The organism is Alkalihalobacillus sp. NPDC127517 (assembly GCF_050276055.1).
Taxonomy (GTDB): Bacteria; Bacillota; Bacilli; order Bacillales; family Bacillaceae_D; genus Alkalicoccobacillus.
The window spans coordinates 53344-68305 of the sequence record NZ_JBNNQX010000013.1 but is presented as its reverse complement, the minus strand read 5'-3'; the positions used below and the strand labels follow the sequence as shown (position 1 = coordinate 68305).

The window sequence follows — 14962 nt, the reverse complement described above, 5'->3', positions numbered from 1 at the left end:
ACATGAATACACAGAAGCTAATCTTTCGAAGCATGCGAAAGAATATCAACATGTATTATCTCTATTTTTTCGCGATGATTATTAGCATCAGCATGTATTACATCTTCTCTACTCTTCAAAATGACCAATTGATTATTGAGATGAATCAAGCAAGTATGAACTTTTCTACAAGCTTTCAGGTAGCAGGAATTTTACTTATCTTGATTACCATTATATTTACGATGTATGCAACGAATATCTTTATCAGGAGGCGTAGTCAGGAAATTGGATTGTATCAACTAATTGGCCTGTCTAAGGCTTGGGTTGCGCGAGTATTCATTACAGAACATGCTATTCTTGGACTGTGTGCCTTAGGTATTGGTTTAATCGTTGGTACAGTTCTCTCAAGACTTTTTATGCTTCTCTTCATGAATATGATTGGTCTTGAAACAGTAATTGGCCTTCCTTTCTCAGGAAGAGCAGTCATACAAACGCTTGCTGTTTTTACTTGTCTGATTTTACTTACCTCCCTGCAGTTGCTTTGGACGATTTATCGTAGTACGTTGCTACAGTTATTTCAGGCGAGTCATAGAAAAGAGAAAGTGGTTAAGCAGCCAAGTTTCATATCCATTCTTCTTGGAATAAGTGGGGTTGTGCTAATTGGGTTTGGCTATTATGTATCTACTTTCATTGTAGAGCATGCAGATCTATTAATGTTTCTCATGCTCATTGTGTTGGCAAGTACCATTCTTGGAACCTATTTGCTCTTTCATACAACCATCAGTTGGTTATTCAACTCATTTCGAAAGAAGAAAAATGGTCACCTTGGCTTGTATCATAGCCTTTCAGTCGCATCTTTTATGCACCGGATAAAAGGACACGCTAATTCGTTAACGCTCATTACGGTGCTTTCTGCTATGACCGTTACGATGATTTCTCTTTCATATTCTTTGTATTATTCAACCGAAAAAGATGTCAGGCTTGCGATGCCATTTGACTTTGCCTTGGAAAATATGCAGGAGGAAGCCGAACGAATATCCGTTCAATTAGAAGAAGCAGGGATTGAATATGAGACCGGTCAATTAGATGCTTTACGGTTCGAAGGTACATGGCTTAACCCGGATTCAACTCTTGATCGAGCATTCATGCTTTTCTCTGCTGAGCAGTTGATACAGGCAGGATTAGATGTTGACATTCCAAACTCAGGGGAGGCCATTCATTATAATACGAGAGCAATTATTGAAGGAAATGACATGTCTTTACCAAAATCTATTGAATACGCAGATGCGAGTCAAATGGTTGTGACTGAATTTAAGCTTGAGAATGTAATGAACTACCGATTTTATGGGGAGCAGATTGTTGTTTCTGAGGAAATGTTTAGAAGCATAGAAAATGAGCTTCAGAAGCAAGCGCCGACCGTTTCATCGAGCTTTGACATATTTCAGTTAGAAGATAAAAAAAAGGCTGAAACCGCATCTTCTATCTTTTTATTAAATGTGGATCCTGACGTATTCATTACAGACTTCTATTCTGCATACGAAGAATCTCGACAAACCTTTGGTCTCCTTATTTTTATTGCAGGGTTACTTGGTTTTGTATTTATTCTTTCAACGGGTAGTATATTGTACTTTAAACAAATGACAGAAGCCGAGCAGGAAACTGGCCACTACCGAACACTCAGGCAACTTGGGTTTCAAGTAAGTGACATCCTTCAAGGGATTATCCGTAAACAGTTCTTTGTTTATGTTATACCTTTAGCTGTTGGATTGGTCCATGCAGCTTTTGCATTAAATGTAGGTTCTGTTCTCATGGCGACAAGCATGATTGCCCCCATTATCATAAGTATGACAGCTTACATTGTAATCTACTTACTCTTTGCACTCTTCACGATCGAGTATTACAAACGAATTGTTAAGCGTGCTCTATAGAAAGGAGAATGTATGATGAGAAAAGTGTTAATAACGGCTTTAATTTTGATTATAGCAGTAGCAAGTGTATACCTTGTCTTTCGCGAAACCTTTGATCGATTTAATCCGCTTATTTCCAAAGAGTATGTCTATGTGGAAATTCAAGAGGCACCAGCAGATGATAATGGACGATACAAATATCATCTGCAAGGTGTAAATGAAGAGGGAGAGACTAAACGAGTGGTGTTTAGCACGAGCGCAATACTTGATCATGGAACCTTTGTTAAGGTGTTGGCTAAAGGATCTTATACTGAGGAATACGAGTTGATCGATAAAGAGAGTATGCCATAAAAGAGTCAAATCTTCCTCTAACAGCGAAGGAAGCACTTTCAAAAATGACTTTTCCACGAAAACAGAAGAATTACTTTGTCTATTCTGTGAGAATACATGGTAGAATGGAATCATAAAATAATTCCATGCTTCTGTGCTAGTCAATTGAGTGTTTAGCCAAGGTTGGAGGAGAATGATGTATGATACGATTTGAAAACGATTATAGTGAAGGTGCCCACGAGAGAATACTTAAACGAATTGTGGAGACAAATGAAGAGCAAACCGCTGGATACGGAACAGATGAGCATTGTGAGAAAGCTAGAAATGATATAAGAAAAGCGTGTAAAGCAAGCGATGCTGATGTTCACTTTTTGGTTGGGGGAACTCAAACAAATACAACAGTCATCTCATCTATTTTACGACCTCATCAAGGTGTGATATCTGCAACAACAGGTCACATTGCCGGTCTCGAGACAGGAGCCATTGAATCGACGGGTCATAAGGTGCTTACTGTACCAAGTGAGGATGGTAAAGTCCGTGCGACTCAGGTGAAAGAGATGTATGATGCACATATGAGTCAAGGGACGCCTGAGCATCGGGTTCAACCAGGGATGGTCTACATTTCACATCCGACTGAAATGGGAACCACCTACAGCAGGACAGAACTTGAGGAATTACAACGAGTATGCCAAGAGTGCGAGCTGCCGTTATTTTTAGATGGAGCAAGGCTTGGTTATGGCTTAGTCTCTGAGGGGACGGATCTCACGTTAGAAGATATCGCGAGACTCTGTGATGTTTTCTACATAGGGGGAACGAAAATAGGCGCATTGTTTGGTGAAGCCGTTGTGATTACAAATGAACGTCTGAAGAAAGATTTTCGTTATTTAATCAAACAACGAGGCGGCCTACTGGCAAAAGGAAGATTACTTGGAATCCAGTTTGCAACCTTGTTTGAAGACGGCTTATATTTAACTATTTCAAAGCACGCTGTTGATATGGCGTTAATGATCCGAGAAGCATTTGTTGAAGCTGGATTCTCTTTAAAGTATGACTCTAAAACGAATCAGCAGTTTCCGATTTTACCAAACGAGGTCATTGCTGAGCTTGGCAATCACTACTCTTTCTCCCTTTGGGAAAGGATTGGGGAGACCCATAGCGTGGTACGGATCTGCACAAGCTACGCGACCAAAAAAGAACATGTTGAAGCATTTATTCAAGATATAAAAAAATCTCAGTTAACTGCGGTTCATTAAGTGAATGCTAAAGGCGGCGAACGATCTGGTTGAACAGATTGTTTGCCGTTTTTAGTGTGATTCGTAAAATAAGAGGGTAAAATGATCTGCATAGCAATAAAAGGGAGTGGGCGTATGAAGATTCTTATCTTAGGTGCAACAGGTCGAGTGGGCGGCGAACTGCTGCAACTAGCATTAAAGGACCAACATGATGTTACAGTACTTGCGCGGGATTTAGAGAAGTTGCAAAGAACAGATGAAAACCTGCACGTTGTCCAGGGAAATGTGTTAAACAAAGAAGACCTTCAGAAAGCTATAGCAGATGCAGAGATCGTAATCAGTGCACTCAGCACAGATGGAACAACTACCTTATCTGCAAGTACGCCGCTGATTCTAGATGCGATGGAGGATGCAGGAATCAAGCGAATCATCACCATTGGCACTGCAGGCATTCTGCAAAGTCGAACTCACCCAGAGCTTTTACGCTATCAATCACCTGAATCAAAGCGTAAAACAACTCGTGCGGCTGAAGAACATCACAAAGCGTATCAGACTCTTGAGCAATCGAATCTTGAATGGACCATTGTGTGCCCAACCTATTTGCCTGATGGAGAACGGATAGGGAAGTACAGAGTAGAAAAGGACTTCCTGCCAAATCAAGGGGTAAAGATTTCAGTTAAGGATACAGCCGAATTTGCGTATGATCAATTGACGGATCCATCGTATCTACGTGCGCGTGTGGGGATTGCTTATTAAGGATGGTTGGGGGAATTCTTACAATGGAGCAGCAGAAGGCATTTTACCTCTTTATAAGTATGATCTTTTACTTTTGCTTTATTGGTGGGGCCTTATTCCTTCTGATAAAGGAAAGGGAAATTTTGGAATACGATGTTAGTGCCGGAGCTGTCCCCTTTATCACCATTTTAAGCTTGATATCTGCCATATTTTATACGTACCGCTATAAGCAATTGCGATAGCAGGTACTTCACGACTTTATCTTGATCAGAAATTGACGAACAGAAATCAGTGCAACGGCTTTTTGTTCCTCTGTGAAGTGATGGCCGGCTCCCTTGATGAGCTGCAGGTGACACTGCTCAGGTGCGTAGGCATCACGAGCTTTGACTGCATATGAATAAGGGACAGTAGCATCGGCTGTTCCATGTATGAGAAGGACGGGTCCAAGATAAGGAGTAATCTCTTTATATGGATCCATCTCTACCACTGTGTCATGAAACACCTTTCCTAGAAGCATCTTGCCACAATCGATCTCCTCTGGCACCTGATTAATATCATAGGACGAGCCGGCGAGTGCACCACTTCTTGCGTGATCAGGAATGCATAAAGCCGGATAAAACAAGATAAGTGATTGAATATCGTTGGGGCGCTTCGCAGCGGCAAGGGCTGAAACAAACCCACCTTGGCTGAATCCTAAAAGAGAAATTTGTTGCTGATCCACATAAGAGTTGGTTTTTATATAATCGATTACACACAACAAATCATCTCTTTCAGTAAGTATAGTCGTATCTGTTGTTTGCCCATCACTGCGACCTTTTCTAGGAACAGACCCACCACAAAAGTCAAAGGAATAAACGACATAGCCTAAAGAAGCTAAATGCGCGCAATCGTTTACTAAATCATCTCCATTTCCACCAAAGCCATGACTGATAATGATGGAGGGAAGATCGTCGCCCTCTGGTTTGAATTCCTTTCCTCTGATGGTTAATCCACCACGCTTACACGAGAAATGACTAACTGTATATATATCCGTTTTCAATTACGTCGTCTCCTTTTAATTAGTGCTCTTTGACATGATTATAAACTGAAGGAAAGAAAGTACATAGAGATATTGCGTACAAATTTTTTAGGTTAGATAATACAGGGAGATTAGGATGACGTTGGGAGTTGGAATGTAATGTTGAAAGGAATATATGAATATGTGAACAACAAGCATTTAGGAGGATATGCAGAGCTAGCTGTACGTTTAGGTGTAAACGTACAGAAGGATCAATTAGTCATCATTCATAGTGATATAGAACACGCTACGTTTGCACGTTTAATTCAACGTTTTGCTTATGAGTCTGGCGCTTCAAATGTCTGGATTGACTGGGCAGACCAACAATCGACAAACGACTTTTATATACATGCAGCAGAGAAAGCGATGGATCATATTCCAAATTGGCAGCTGGATCGCTTTAGTGAGTGGAACGACAAGGGAGCCGTATATATCCACATTCGTTCTGAGAGCTTTGAGTACGTTGTAGATATCCCCTCTGATCGGATAAGCCGATATGAGAAAGCGTATCGTACCAAGCTCCAACATCATTATGCAAAGATTAGGTCACACGAAATACGATGGTGTATTCTTGCTGTACCGTCATTCTCTTGGGCAAATAAAGTATTCCCACACTTACCGAGAGAAGAGGCTTTGCAATTATTATGGCAACAGATGCTACATGGAGCTAGGGCGGATGGAGACAACCCAATTAAGGATTGGGAAAGTCATAATAGAGAAATTGAGCACAGAAAAAACAGTTTAAATAAAAGTCAATTTACAGCCTTGCATTTTAAAAATGCAAGAGGAACTGATCTAACAGTGGGATTACCAGAAAATCACATCTTTTTAGGTGGAAGTGCGATGGATCGAGAAGGCATTCCGTTCTTTCCAAACATACCTACAGAGGAGATCTTCTCCGCTCCACATAAAAATAATGTGAATGGCAAACTGGTTGCAGCAAAACCACTAATCTATGGTGGGAGTATTATTAACGACGTTTCCATCGCCTTTAAAAATGGTCGAATCATCGATTATGATGCTGCTTCGGGGAAAGACGTGTTACAGAGCCTTATAGAAACAGATGAAGGGTCACAATACTTAGGGGAGATCGCCTTGGTTTCTAATCAATCGCCCCTTGCTCAGACAAACACTCTTTTTTATAACACGTTGTTTGATGAAAATACAGCCTGTCATATAGGCATTGGCAATGCTTCTCCTTCTAACCTACATAATGGTCAATATCTATCGTCAGAAGAATTGGAAGCAGTGGGTCTTAATACGTCTATTTTGCATGTCAATGTAGCATTTGGTACGGAAGATATGAATGTGATCGGTGTTTATGATGATGGAAAAGAAGTTCTGCTAATGAAGCAAGGGAAATTTCAAGTTTAATTAAATTGTAGTTAAATATAATCTGATCATATTAAATTGCCATTTTATATGCACGTGTAGGAAAATTAAAAACGCAAGAAAAGCTTCTAAAACCAAATTTTGTTGATATACTATTCTTACAATTAATGAAGGGAGTGATGGCAGAAATGAATAATTTAATGAAGATAACCTTGGAGAATTATCTTTGTTGCCAGGCACTCACACGGATTAAAGTAACTGGGTGATTTTTGAAAGTGCCGGAAATAATGAAATCAGCTTAGGTCTATGAGCCACAGGGTTATGTTTTTAACCTGTGGCTATTTGTGTGGATTTATTACTATATCGCGTAGGAGGGTAACTGGGACATGTTAAAGTTAAAGTTTCTTTTTAATAATGAAGAGCTGGCGAACATGCTTTTGGAAAATTGGTCTTTACCTAACCTGGAACTTGACCTGTTTAAGTATTACAGAATATCTTCAAATGCTATTTATCCATTCCGAACCGATGGTCAAACTCAGTTTCTAAGATATTCTCCTAAAGAAGAAAAATGTAAAGATCATCTATTCGCTGAATTAGATTTTATATCTTTTCTGCGTGCAAAGAAATTTGGTGTGTTAGAGGCCTCTGTATCAAAAGAAAATCAGAAACTAGTTAGTGTTGAAACACCTTGGGGCGACTACTACGCGTCAGTATTTAGGAGAGTAGACGGCGTCCAATTAGATAAAACGGAAGCAAGTGATAAAATCATTTTTAGTTATGGGAAATCACTGGGTAAACTCCATCGACTCTCCAGTGATTATGCCCCCAAAACGTTTAAACGATGGACCTATTACGATGTTTTTAATTGGATTGAGCAAACGCTTGAGAAGTTTCCTCACGAGAAAGCAGCTCAACATGAAACGGTATTACTACGTTCGCTTTTTAATACAATTGCTATTACGGAGAAAAATTATGGTCTTATCCACTATGATTTTGAGTACGATAATATCTTTTATGATAAGGCAACCAATACTTGTAACGTAATTGATTTTGACGATAGTATGTATCATTTGTATGTGATGGATGTGGAGAAGGCATTAGAGAGTATGATCGATTACATTCCAACTGACCAAGTTCAGCATAAAAAGAATTGCTTTTTAGATGGCTATCGTTCTGAATTTGAGATTGAGAATGATATGTTGCAGCTGATGCCTTTATGTAGAAGGTTTGCCAATCTGTACGGATATGTACGGGTATTAAGAGCGATAGATGAGAAGTGGAATCATGAACCACAATGGATGGCTGAATTGAGAATGAATCTAACAAATTTTTTGGAATCTACTGCTTCTGGCTTTGGAAAGGTTCTTTAATTAAGTAAATATGTATGAGCCAAATTGCGGCCGATTACGTAATTTGGCTTTAGGAGTTAACACCTGCCACAACAAAGCACAAATAGACAGGATCCATTTTCTATTCGTTGCTAAGATGACTTTAAGGAGTTGAAAGCCATGGCATGGGTGGAGTCAATACAAAAGGCAATTGAGTATATGGAAGAAAATATATTGGAGGATATGACGATCGACAATATTGCTAAACAAGCCAATGTGTCACCTTTTCATTTCCAACGAACCTTTTCAGTGCTGACTGAATGTTCGGTTGGTGAATACATAAGGCGACGGAGATTAACATTGGTCGGTAAAGAACTACTAACATCAGACACAAAGATTATTGACCTTGCCTATAAGTATGGCTATGACACTCCTGAGGCTTTTTCAAAAGCACTTCGTAGACAGCACGGGGTTACTCCAAGTGAAGTGCGCAATCAAAAGGGGAAACTACAATCCTACAATCGACTGGTCATTCAGGTAACGTTGAAAGGGGCAGAACCAATGAAGTATAGCGTGGTGGAGAAGAATGAGTTTCAAATTATTGGCGTGAAGCGAGAGTTTTCAAGTGTGGGGGAGGAGGAGAACATAAAGGGCATTCCGGAGTTTTGGGAAGAGGTCAATCAAAATGGAACAAGCGACATGCTGTTTCAATTGAATGATGGGGTAGTAAAAGGAGTGTTAGGAGTTTGTGGAGAAGTCAGTGAGGAACAGAAGAAGGATAGTGTGTTTGAATATTGGGTGGCAACCTCTCATGCTGGGAAGGCTCCAGAAGGGATGGCAAGCTTAAGACTTCCTGCTTCCAAATGGGCAGTATTCGAAGTGCATGGACCTATGCCTACTGCGATGCACCATGCATGGAAACAAATCTACTCCGAATGGTTCCCTTCCACTGGATACGTACATGCAGGTATACCAGAATTTGAATGTTATACAGACGAGGATCCGAGTAGCCCGGATTTATACTCTGAGATCTGGATCCCGATTAAATAAGTGCTTTGGCACACGAGCATACGTCATAAAGCCTAATTTCTCACTTATACTGCTGAGAGGTTAGGCTTTTTTACTATTTAGTCGGTCAGTTCACTTCGTGGCTCAATGACCAGAATCTACAACATCGATCAACACTTGAAAACATTCCTTGGTTTGACTCGACTCTTCTTTATTCAATTGAAAAGAACCTAATTCAATGATCTTACTTAAATGTTTATAACGAACAATCACATGATCTTGGAACTCAAGACTCGTATCCAAAAACAGAAGATCTCTGTTGGGATAGCTTATTTTATTTATACCGATTTGATTCGAAAACGAAAAGAGAACGGGAAGCTTTCCTAAAAATGTTGTGTACTCCTCAGTATTGTGACCAATGACTAGAGTTTGGTTCTTGATCCCATTACTAAAATGAAATTCAATCGTAGACATCGTCATACATGTTTCCTCCATTCTTTCACCAGTTACCTTATCATTCTATGATACGCTTATACCATTAACTAAACTGATCTTATTTAGACTAGAAATAGATTCAGCTACTAATTTTCATGAAGGATCATCACGGATAAAGTGGTCTAGAAGAACTGGGGGGAGCCATGAAAGTAAATGAAGAGATCGCAGTGAAAAACAATGTATACGTTTCAAATGTGCACGTAAAACATTTTAAGTTTGGGAGCGAACGCACTTACATGAGGAACATGCATAGTTACTGCATGATCTATATGAAGCAGGGGCGTGGTTATTTTTCAATCAACCATGAGCTGGTTTCAGTGAGAAGTGGCGATTTAATTATCCTTACACCTGGTATGAACGTGAAGTGGGACTCAGATAAGGATACCCTAGTTGAATGTGTAGCCATTTTCTTTCATTGTGCTGAACTAAGTAGAAAGAATAAGGAATGGGTGGTCACTTTACCTACATATCCGATCCTAGTCGATCCTTCTCCTGATATAAGGTTGGCTTCTAATGGGTTGTTTTATCTTTGTACGTATGAAAAGCATAATCTGTTGAAGGTGAAACAGGTCTTAGGTCAGCTTTTATACCATATAAAAAAGAAAGCACAAATGACTACCATTCGATCGATGGAAGATGTCAAAGTCTATATGGACAAACACTTTACAGATAACCTGGCAGTGTCATTCCTAGCATCTTATTCTGGTTACAGCATCACACAATTTAGTAAACAATTTAAACAAACGTATCATATCACTCCCACACGTTATCTAACGGAAAAGAGAATGAAGCTAGCGAAGCAATTATTGTTCTCAAGAGTGAAAGCGAAAGATATTGCAGCTTACTTAGGGTATACCGATGAATATTACTTTAGTAGGGTATTTAAAAAAGTAGAGGGTGTAGCTCCGTCACTTTATATGAAAAAGAAGAACTTGAATATCGCTTCAGTATATTACGGATTTGATGATCATCTTTCTGTACTTGGACTTAATCCGGTATCATCCCTTTCATATAAGCAAAGAGTGTCACAAAGTGTGATCAATAACAGTCAACACGGCATATTAATTGATAGTGTGATCCCAAACTACTTTAAACTAAAAGATGCGAATCCAGATATTATCTTAGCTAGTGAGTCATTTATTCCATCGACTGAGCTAGACCATATTGCTCCAATTATCATTTTGCAAGAAACTAAAAATTATCAAGACGTATTAGTAGAATTGGCTTCTGTTTTTGGCCGCGAAGCTCAAGCTGCGAATTGGATTAATCAATTCGAAAAGAGAAAAGAAAGAGTAAAACATCTAATACATGAGTCATTAGGGAATAAAACGGTTTGTTTCATTAGGGTAGGGTCTCGAGGATATCGAATGTACGGTGAGATGAGTCAAATGGGACATTTATTATACAAAGACTTAGAACTTAATCCTTCTGAGCTAATAACAGGGACGCATATAGAATTTGAATTGGAAGAGCTTAACTCAAGTCTTGCCGATTATATTTTTATAATGGTTGATTCAAATGATGAAGCACATCAGAAAATGAAAGCTTTTAGAAACAGCTTAAATAAAAAGAACCAGGTGATAGAAGCTCACGATTTGTTCTATCAGACCTTGGGACCTAGAGGATATCAGTATTCAATGGAGTTTATCTTTAACCGCTTAATCGAGCCATAATGCATGCAGAAAAAATGTCCATCAAAACATGCAATAAAATCTATTGATTGAAACATATTCTTAGGTCATTATAATGATAATTATTATCATTATGGGGTGGAGAATATGAACAGGAAAACAAATGCAGTTATTTTAACATCGTTAATCGGGTCTCTAGCGATTATTGGTGCGTGTAGTAATCAAGGTGAGGTTGCAGAAGAACAGGGTACAACGGGTTTAGAGGAGACTCAAACAATTACGCATCTTAGAGGAGAGTCAGATGTTCCTTTAGAGATTGAAAAGGCCGTTGTGTTATCAGCATCATACATCGACCATATGTTAACTATTGATGAAAAACCTTATGCAGTAAATGTGGAGGCTCGATATGGTGGAGACTACCCAGCTTATCTCGAAGATCAATTAGATGGAGTGCATCTAGTTGGTTCGGCAGATGAACCTAATCTAGAAGCCATTACAGCATTGGATCCAGACGTCATCCTCGTTGAGAGTAGAACACCAGATGACACCTATAATTTATTAGAGCAAATTGCACCTACGATTGTTCTTGGTAATGAGTGGCTTGATTATGATGATGATCCTGATTTCTGGACAGAAGATTTATTAGCGATTGCTGGTATGTATGACAAAGTGGATCTTGCGCAAAAGAAAATAGAGGAATTAAACCAAAAAACAGAAGATGCGAGAAAGACGATTGAAACATTAGAGGATCGAAAGCTTGCATACCTACGCTTAAGAGATGATATGGTTCAGATATACGCCGAGGGCGGGCACCCCATGAATACACTTTTGTATGAGGATTTAAATTTTGTGCCTTCGCAAATGACGCCGGTTGATCAACGAGAAGATCTTTCCTTGGAAACCATTCCAGAAATTGACGCAGATTATATCTTTTTAGAAGGTGATGTGAACAGCTCTGAAACAGTAGAAGAAATGAAACAAAACGAGCTTTGGAACTCAATTCCCGCATCCAAAAAAAACCAGATTTACGCAACGGATTCATACTGGCTATCAAAAGGGTGGGGAGCCATTGGAAGAGGTCAGATCATTGATGAAATATTGAATGACATTGAGTGATTCACGGAGGGTATCGGAAATGATCGTACCTGATGAGACAAAACATTTTTTGTCACAGTTTTATATATCTGTCACTCGAAATTCTGAAATCGAATATCCATTCACCTTAAGTAATTATTTCGATTCAGCCAAACGAAAAGAAATCCTGGATATACAATCCACTCTTTTAGATACACCTCCTGCAATCGTGGTCGGCTCGTTATTTGCAAAACGGTTCTCAGTATTTGTGACTGCTGCAATGATTACAGTTAGTTTATATGATCTTAAGCTTCCTTTAGCACCTAGCTCTACTCACTTTAATATCATAAGGCAAGCTCAATTTACCTACAGAATGAATGAGAGTGATGTTAAGTCTCTCACCTATAAAAGTTTGTCTGAGAGAGATCGTTTGGTGGACAGTTTTCTTCAGGATTTTATTGTTCAAGTTGAACAAATCATAAAAGCCGTATCATCACATACAGGGTGTAAACCGACAATCATGTGGTCACTGATATGGCATAATGTATTAAATTATTATTTAAATGTCAAAACGAGATACAGCAACGAATTAAGCTGTGATAAACTAAACGTACTCTTACAGGATGAAAAACGTCTCCATGATAGTTTATTTATCCCTAATCAATACAAACGGCTTACCCTTTATAAGTACTCAGATAAAGAAACTTTTTATCTGCGGAAGCATTGTTGCTTAGCATTTAAGCTTTCCACTGGTCACGGGTATTGCACAACCTGTCCGAAACTAACTGAAAGTGAAAGAGATAAGCTGGTAAAGGCTTAGGAAAGAGGAGGAATAGCTTATGGATCTCCGTTATCCAATTGGGCCATTTGTGGAACCAACAGTCATAGATTCAGAGCAGACTTCGAATTGGATTAAAGAAATGGAGATGGCTCCAATCAACGTCAGAAAGGCAGTAGAAGGATTATCTGATGCACAGCTTGATACCCCTTATCGCCCAGATGGATGGACTCTTAGACAGGTTGTCCATCACATACCTGACAGCCATATGAATTCATACATTCGTTTTAAATGGGCTCTCACTGAAGAAGTACCAACGATACGTCCTTATTTTGAAGATAGGTGGGCAGAGTTGCCTGACTCTAAGTTACCGATTGAGTGTTCATTAGGTCTACTCGATTCTCTACATGAACGCTGGACAAAACTGTTGTATTCGCTTGATTCAAATGAATTAAATCGTTCCTTCCTTCATCCTGATAGTGGTGGAGTGAAATTGTCTGCTGCAATTGGAATGTATGCTTGGCATGGCAATCATCATATCGCTCATATTACAGCTTTGCGAAAACGCATGGGCTGGTAGGGGGAAACGTGATGGATCAAAACATGTTTAAGAATTTTATGTACGGTAGTGTTGTCCTGATCATTCTAGGATTAATCTTCATATTAGCCAGTACGAATATAGGACTATGGATGTCAGATACTTGGTTAAATAGTTACGTAGATAGATTTCCAGAAGACGGCGTGGATTTTAGCGAATTTGAATTGCGAAGTTCTACTCACATCCAGCAGATTTTGGTTATTGGGTCAATCCTATTCTTTGTTGGGCTGATGGCTTCGTTTATTACGCTGTTTAAGCGATTTGTTAAATAAGAAAAAGAAGCAATCATGTGGGTTATTCACACGATTGCTTCTTTTTATAAGTTCGGAATCACAAAAAGCTCCTTAAACTTTCGATCGTCGACTTTCCACACGACAATGATCTCGAATTCCTTTACTTCCTTTTGATTACTAACAGGCATACCTGAAAAGGAGAAGGTCGCATCTTCTGCGGCGACTCCGATATCATCGCCAAAACTCAAGCCATAATCATATGATTTATTTGGCTCATTTCTAAAGGAAAAGATTTGCACATCGTTTTTCTCTTTACCAGTATTCAAGAGCTCAATATCAAATAGCCTGTACTTGTCTGATTTTTCATCCTTCACCAATTCATACGTTAAAGACCACTCATCCGTCTTGATTGTCTTTTCTTTTCCAAATGCAATTGGGTTAAGTTGGGGTGAAAGCAAAGCAACGATTAAGGTTAATGCTATCATGATTTTTTTCAAAATAAATCCCTCCGTTTTTACTTAGTATCTTTAAATAGAGAGGAGTTATTCAGAAAAAGAGGCAGTGTTAATAGCATCAATTAATTCATTTCTCACGTTCCAACACCGTTTAGAAAAATATCAATCATTTTTCTAAGAAGAGTATGTGATTCAATCTCGTTTCCGTAGTATTCTTTATAATTTATACTCACAAATTGAGACATTAATATAAATCCTAAGACTTTTGGATCTTCCTTCCGGTCAATCAGATCAGCTTCTTGGCAGTCCTTTACTAATTCTGTATAGAAATTTAGATAAGTCTCATCAATCTCTTTCATTCTCGCTGTTGTTTGTTCCGAGTTAAATGAACTAGCATAGAACTCTTCTGTTGCTTGATGGAAAAAGCTGTTTAGGCTGTTTTTTGAGAAGAATTTGGCGAGTGTATATAATACATTTTTCTCTTCTGATTTGTTGTATTTCTGCCAGTCATTTAACCATTTGTTCAAGTCTTCTTCCAATATGGAGAGGTAGAGTGTCTCTTTATTTTCAAAATGGTAGTATAAATTACCTTTACTTGTGTTTGCTTTTTTGATTATTTCACTCATCGAGGTCTCAGAATACCCTTTTGAGTTAAATAGCTCTCGAGCAGCTAATATGATGTTATCTTTCAAATTCACCTTTTTGTCCATTTAACCTCAGTCCTTCATATATGTCCTTATAAGAACAGCCACATTCTTATCGTATCAAATGTGGCTGCTCATAACTAGAC

At 38.8% G+C, this 14962-nt stretch carries 16 protein-coding genes; 12 read left to right on the top strand and 4 right to left on the bottom strand.

Annotation, left to right across the window (positions count from 1 at the left end):
* Window positions 1-2: 2 nt before the first annotated feature.
* From ACQKKO_RS17220 to ACQKKO_RS17205, 4 genes are all read left to right on the top strand, one after another.
* Window positions 3-1907: an FtsX-like permease family protein gene (locus tag ACQKKO_RS17220; RefSeq protein ID WP_498649372.1), complete on the top strand. Its 1905-nt coding sequence runs from the start codon at window positions 3-5 to the stop codon at window positions 1905-1907.
* A 15-nt stretch (window positions 1908-1922) separates the two neighbouring features.
* Complete coding sequence (locus ACQKKO_RS17215) at window positions 1923-2237, top strand: YxeA family protein (RefSeq protein WP_498649370.1); 315 nt, start codon at window positions 1923-1925, stop codon at window positions 2235-2237.
* A 179-nt stretch (window positions 2238-2416) separates the two neighbouring features.
* Window positions 2417-3469, top strand: a complete 1053-nt coding sequence (locus ACQKKO_RS17210; protein WP_498649368.1) for a threonine aldolase family protein — start codon at window positions 2417-2419, stop codon at window positions 3467-3469.
* 81 nt (window positions 3470-3550) lie between these two features.
* Complete coding sequence (locus tag ACQKKO_RS17205) at window positions 3551-4204, top strand: NAD(P)-dependent oxidoreductase (protein WP_498649366.1); 654 nt, start codon at window positions 3551-3553, stop codon at window positions 4202-4204.
* A 229-nt stretch (window positions 4205-4433) separates the two neighbouring features.
* Here the strand turns inward: ACQKKO_RS17205 and ACQKKO_RS17200 are convergent, their stop codons facing one another.
* Complete coding sequence (locus ACQKKO_RS17200; RefSeq protein WP_498649364.1) at window positions 4434-5222, bottom strand: alpha/beta hydrolase family protein; 789 nt, start codon at window positions 5220-5222, stop codon at window positions 4434-4436.
* Window positions 5223-5360: 138 nt separating this feature from the next.
* On the opposite strand from ACQKKO_RS17200, the gene ACQKKO_RS17195 reads away from it, so the two are divergent.
* The 3 genes from ACQKKO_RS17195 to ACQKKO_RS17185 all read left to right on the top strand — a co-directional run bounded on the left by ACQKKO_RS17195 (window position 5361) and on the right by ACQKKO_RS17185 (window position 8950).
* Complete coding sequence (locus tag ACQKKO_RS17195; RefSeq protein ID WP_498649362.1) at window positions 5361-6614, top strand: aminopeptidase; 1254 nt, start codon at window positions 5361-5363, stop codon at window positions 6612-6614.
* A gap of 344 nt (window positions 6615-6958) precedes the next feature.
* The gene (locus ACQKKO_RS17190; RefSeq protein ID WP_498649360.1) at window positions 6959-7942 is read left to right on the top strand and encodes a phosphotransferase enzyme family protein; all 984 of its coding nucleotides are present in this window, start codon (window positions 6959-6961) and stop codon (window positions 7940-7942) included.
* A gap of 138 nt (window positions 7943-8080) precedes the next feature.
* Entirely contained in the window at window positions 8081-8950 is an 870-nt protein-coding gene (locus ACQKKO_RS17185; protein ID WP_498649358.1) for a GyrI-like domain-containing protein, read from the top strand.
* 102 nt (window positions 8951-9052) lie between these two features.
* On the opposite strand, the gene ACQKKO_RS17180 is transcribed toward ACQKKO_RS17185, so the two are convergent.
* Entirely contained in the window at window positions 9053-9388 is a 336-nt protein-coding gene (locus tag ACQKKO_RS17180; protein WP_498649355.1) for a hypothetical protein, read from the bottom strand.
* A 158-nt stretch (window positions 9389-9546) separates the two neighbouring features.
* Here ACQKKO_RS17180 and ACQKKO_RS17175 point away from each other — a divergent pair, with 158 nt between their 5' ends.
* The 5 genes from ACQKKO_RS17175 (at window position 9547) to ACQKKO_RS17155 (ending at window position 13756) form a co-directional block, all read left to right on the top strand.
* Window positions 9547-11076, top strand: coding sequence for an AraC family transcriptional regulator (locus tag ACQKKO_RS17175; RefSeq protein WP_498649353.1), 1530 nt, complete (start codon window positions 9547-9549; stop codon window positions 11074-11076).
* A gap of 105 nt (window positions 11077-11181) precedes the next feature.
* Window positions 11182-12150, top strand: a complete 969-nt coding sequence (locus tag ACQKKO_RS17170) for an ABC transporter substrate-binding protein (protein ID WP_498649351.1) — start codon at window positions 11182-11184, stop codon at window positions 12148-12150.
* Window positions 12151-12169: 19 nt separating this feature from the next.
* The gene (locus ACQKKO_RS17165; protein ID WP_498649349.1) at window positions 12170-12928 is read left to right on the top strand and encodes a (2Fe-2S)-binding protein; all 759 of its coding nucleotides are present in this window, start codon (window positions 12170-12172) and stop codon (window positions 12926-12928) included.
* A gap of 19 nt (window positions 12929-12947) precedes the next feature.
* A complete protein-coding gene (locus ACQKKO_RS17160; RefSeq protein WP_498649347.1) occupies window positions 12948-13466 on the top strand; it encodes a YfiT family bacillithiol transferase in 519 nt (172 codons plus the stop codon).
* A gap of 11 nt (window positions 13467-13477) precedes the next feature.
* Complete coding sequence (locus ACQKKO_RS17155; protein ID WP_498649345.1) at window positions 13478-13756, top strand: hypothetical protein; 279 nt, start codon at window positions 13478-13480, stop codon at window positions 13754-13756.
* Window positions 13757-13800: 44 nt separating this feature from the next.
* On the opposite strand, the gene ACQKKO_RS17150 is transcribed toward ACQKKO_RS17155, so the two are convergent.
* Together ACQKKO_RS17150 and ACQKKO_RS17145 are read right to left on the bottom strand one after the other, a co-directional pair.
* Window positions 13801-14214, bottom strand: coding sequence for a YozF family protein (locus tag ACQKKO_RS17150; RefSeq protein ID WP_498649343.1), 414 nt, complete (start codon window positions 14212-14214; stop codon window positions 13801-13803).
* Between the two features lie 92 nt (window positions 14215-14306).
* Complete coding sequence (locus ACQKKO_RS17145; protein ID WP_479826139.1) at window positions 14307-14882, bottom strand: TetR/AcrR family transcriptional regulator; 576 nt, start codon at window positions 14880-14882, stop codon at window positions 14307-14309.
* Between the last annotated feature and the right edge of the window lie 80 nt (window positions 14883-14962).

What these genes read in the sequence shown, in the direction of transcription:
- ACQKKO_RS17170 (WP_498649351.1), top strand. Translation starts at nt 11,182, where the DNA reads ATGAACAGGAAAACAAATGCAGTTATTTTAACATCGTTAATCGGGTCT.
- ACQKKO_RS17220 (WP_498649372.1), top strand. Translation starts at nt 3, where the DNA reads ATGAATACACAGAAGCTAATCTTTCGAAGCATGCGAAAGAATATCAAC.
- ACQKKO_RS17165 (WP_498649349.1), top strand. Translation starts at nt 12,170, where the DNA reads ATGATCGTACCTGATGAGACAAAACATTTTTTGTCACAGTTTTATATA.
- ACQKKO_RS17215 (WP_498649370.1), top strand. Translation starts at nt 1,923, where the DNA reads ATGAGAAAAGTGTTAATAACGGCTTTAATTTTGATTATAGCAGTAGCA.
- ACQKKO_RS17190 (WP_498649360.1), top strand. Translation starts at nt 6,959, where the DNA reads ATGTTAAAGTTAAAGTTTCTTTTTAATAATGAAGAGCTGGCGAACATG.
- ACQKKO_RS17160 (WP_498649347.1), top strand. Translation starts at nt 12,948, where the DNA reads ATGGATCTCCGTTATCCAATTGGGCCATTTGTGGAACCAACAGTCATA.
- ACQKKO_RS17180 (WP_498649355.1), bottom strand. Translation starts at nt 9,388, where the DNA reads ATGACGATGTCTACGATTGAATTTCATTTTAGTAATGGGATCAAGAAC.
- ACQKKO_RS17185 (WP_498649358.1), top strand. Translation starts at nt 8,081, where the DNA reads ATGGCATGGGTGGAGTCAATACAAAAGGCAATTGAGTATATGGAAGAA.
- ACQKKO_RS17195 (WP_498649362.1), top strand. Translation starts at nt 5,361, where the DNA reads ATGTTGAAAGGAATATATGAATATGTGAACAACAAGCATTTAGGAGGA.
- ACQKKO_RS17155 (WP_498649345.1), top strand. Translation starts at nt 13,478, where the DNA reads ATGGATCAAAACATGTTTAAGAATTTTATGTACGGTAGTGTTGTCCTG.
- ACQKKO_RS17205 (WP_498649366.1), top strand. Translation starts at nt 3,551, where the DNA reads ATGATCTGCATAGCAATAAAAGGGAGTGGGCGTATGAAGATTCTTATC.
- ACQKKO_RS17145 (WP_479826139.1), bottom strand. Translation starts at nt 14,882, where the DNA reads ATGGACAAAAAGGTGAATTTGAAAGATAACATCATATTAGCTGCTCGA.
- ACQKKO_RS17210 (WP_498649368.1), top strand. Translation starts at nt 2,417, where the DNA reads ATGATACGATTTGAAAACGATTATAGTGAAGGTGCCCACGAGAGAATA.
- ACQKKO_RS17175 (WP_498649353.1), top strand. Translation starts at nt 9,547, where the DNA reads ATGAAAGTAAATGAAGAGATCGCAGTGAAAAACAATGTATACGTTTCA.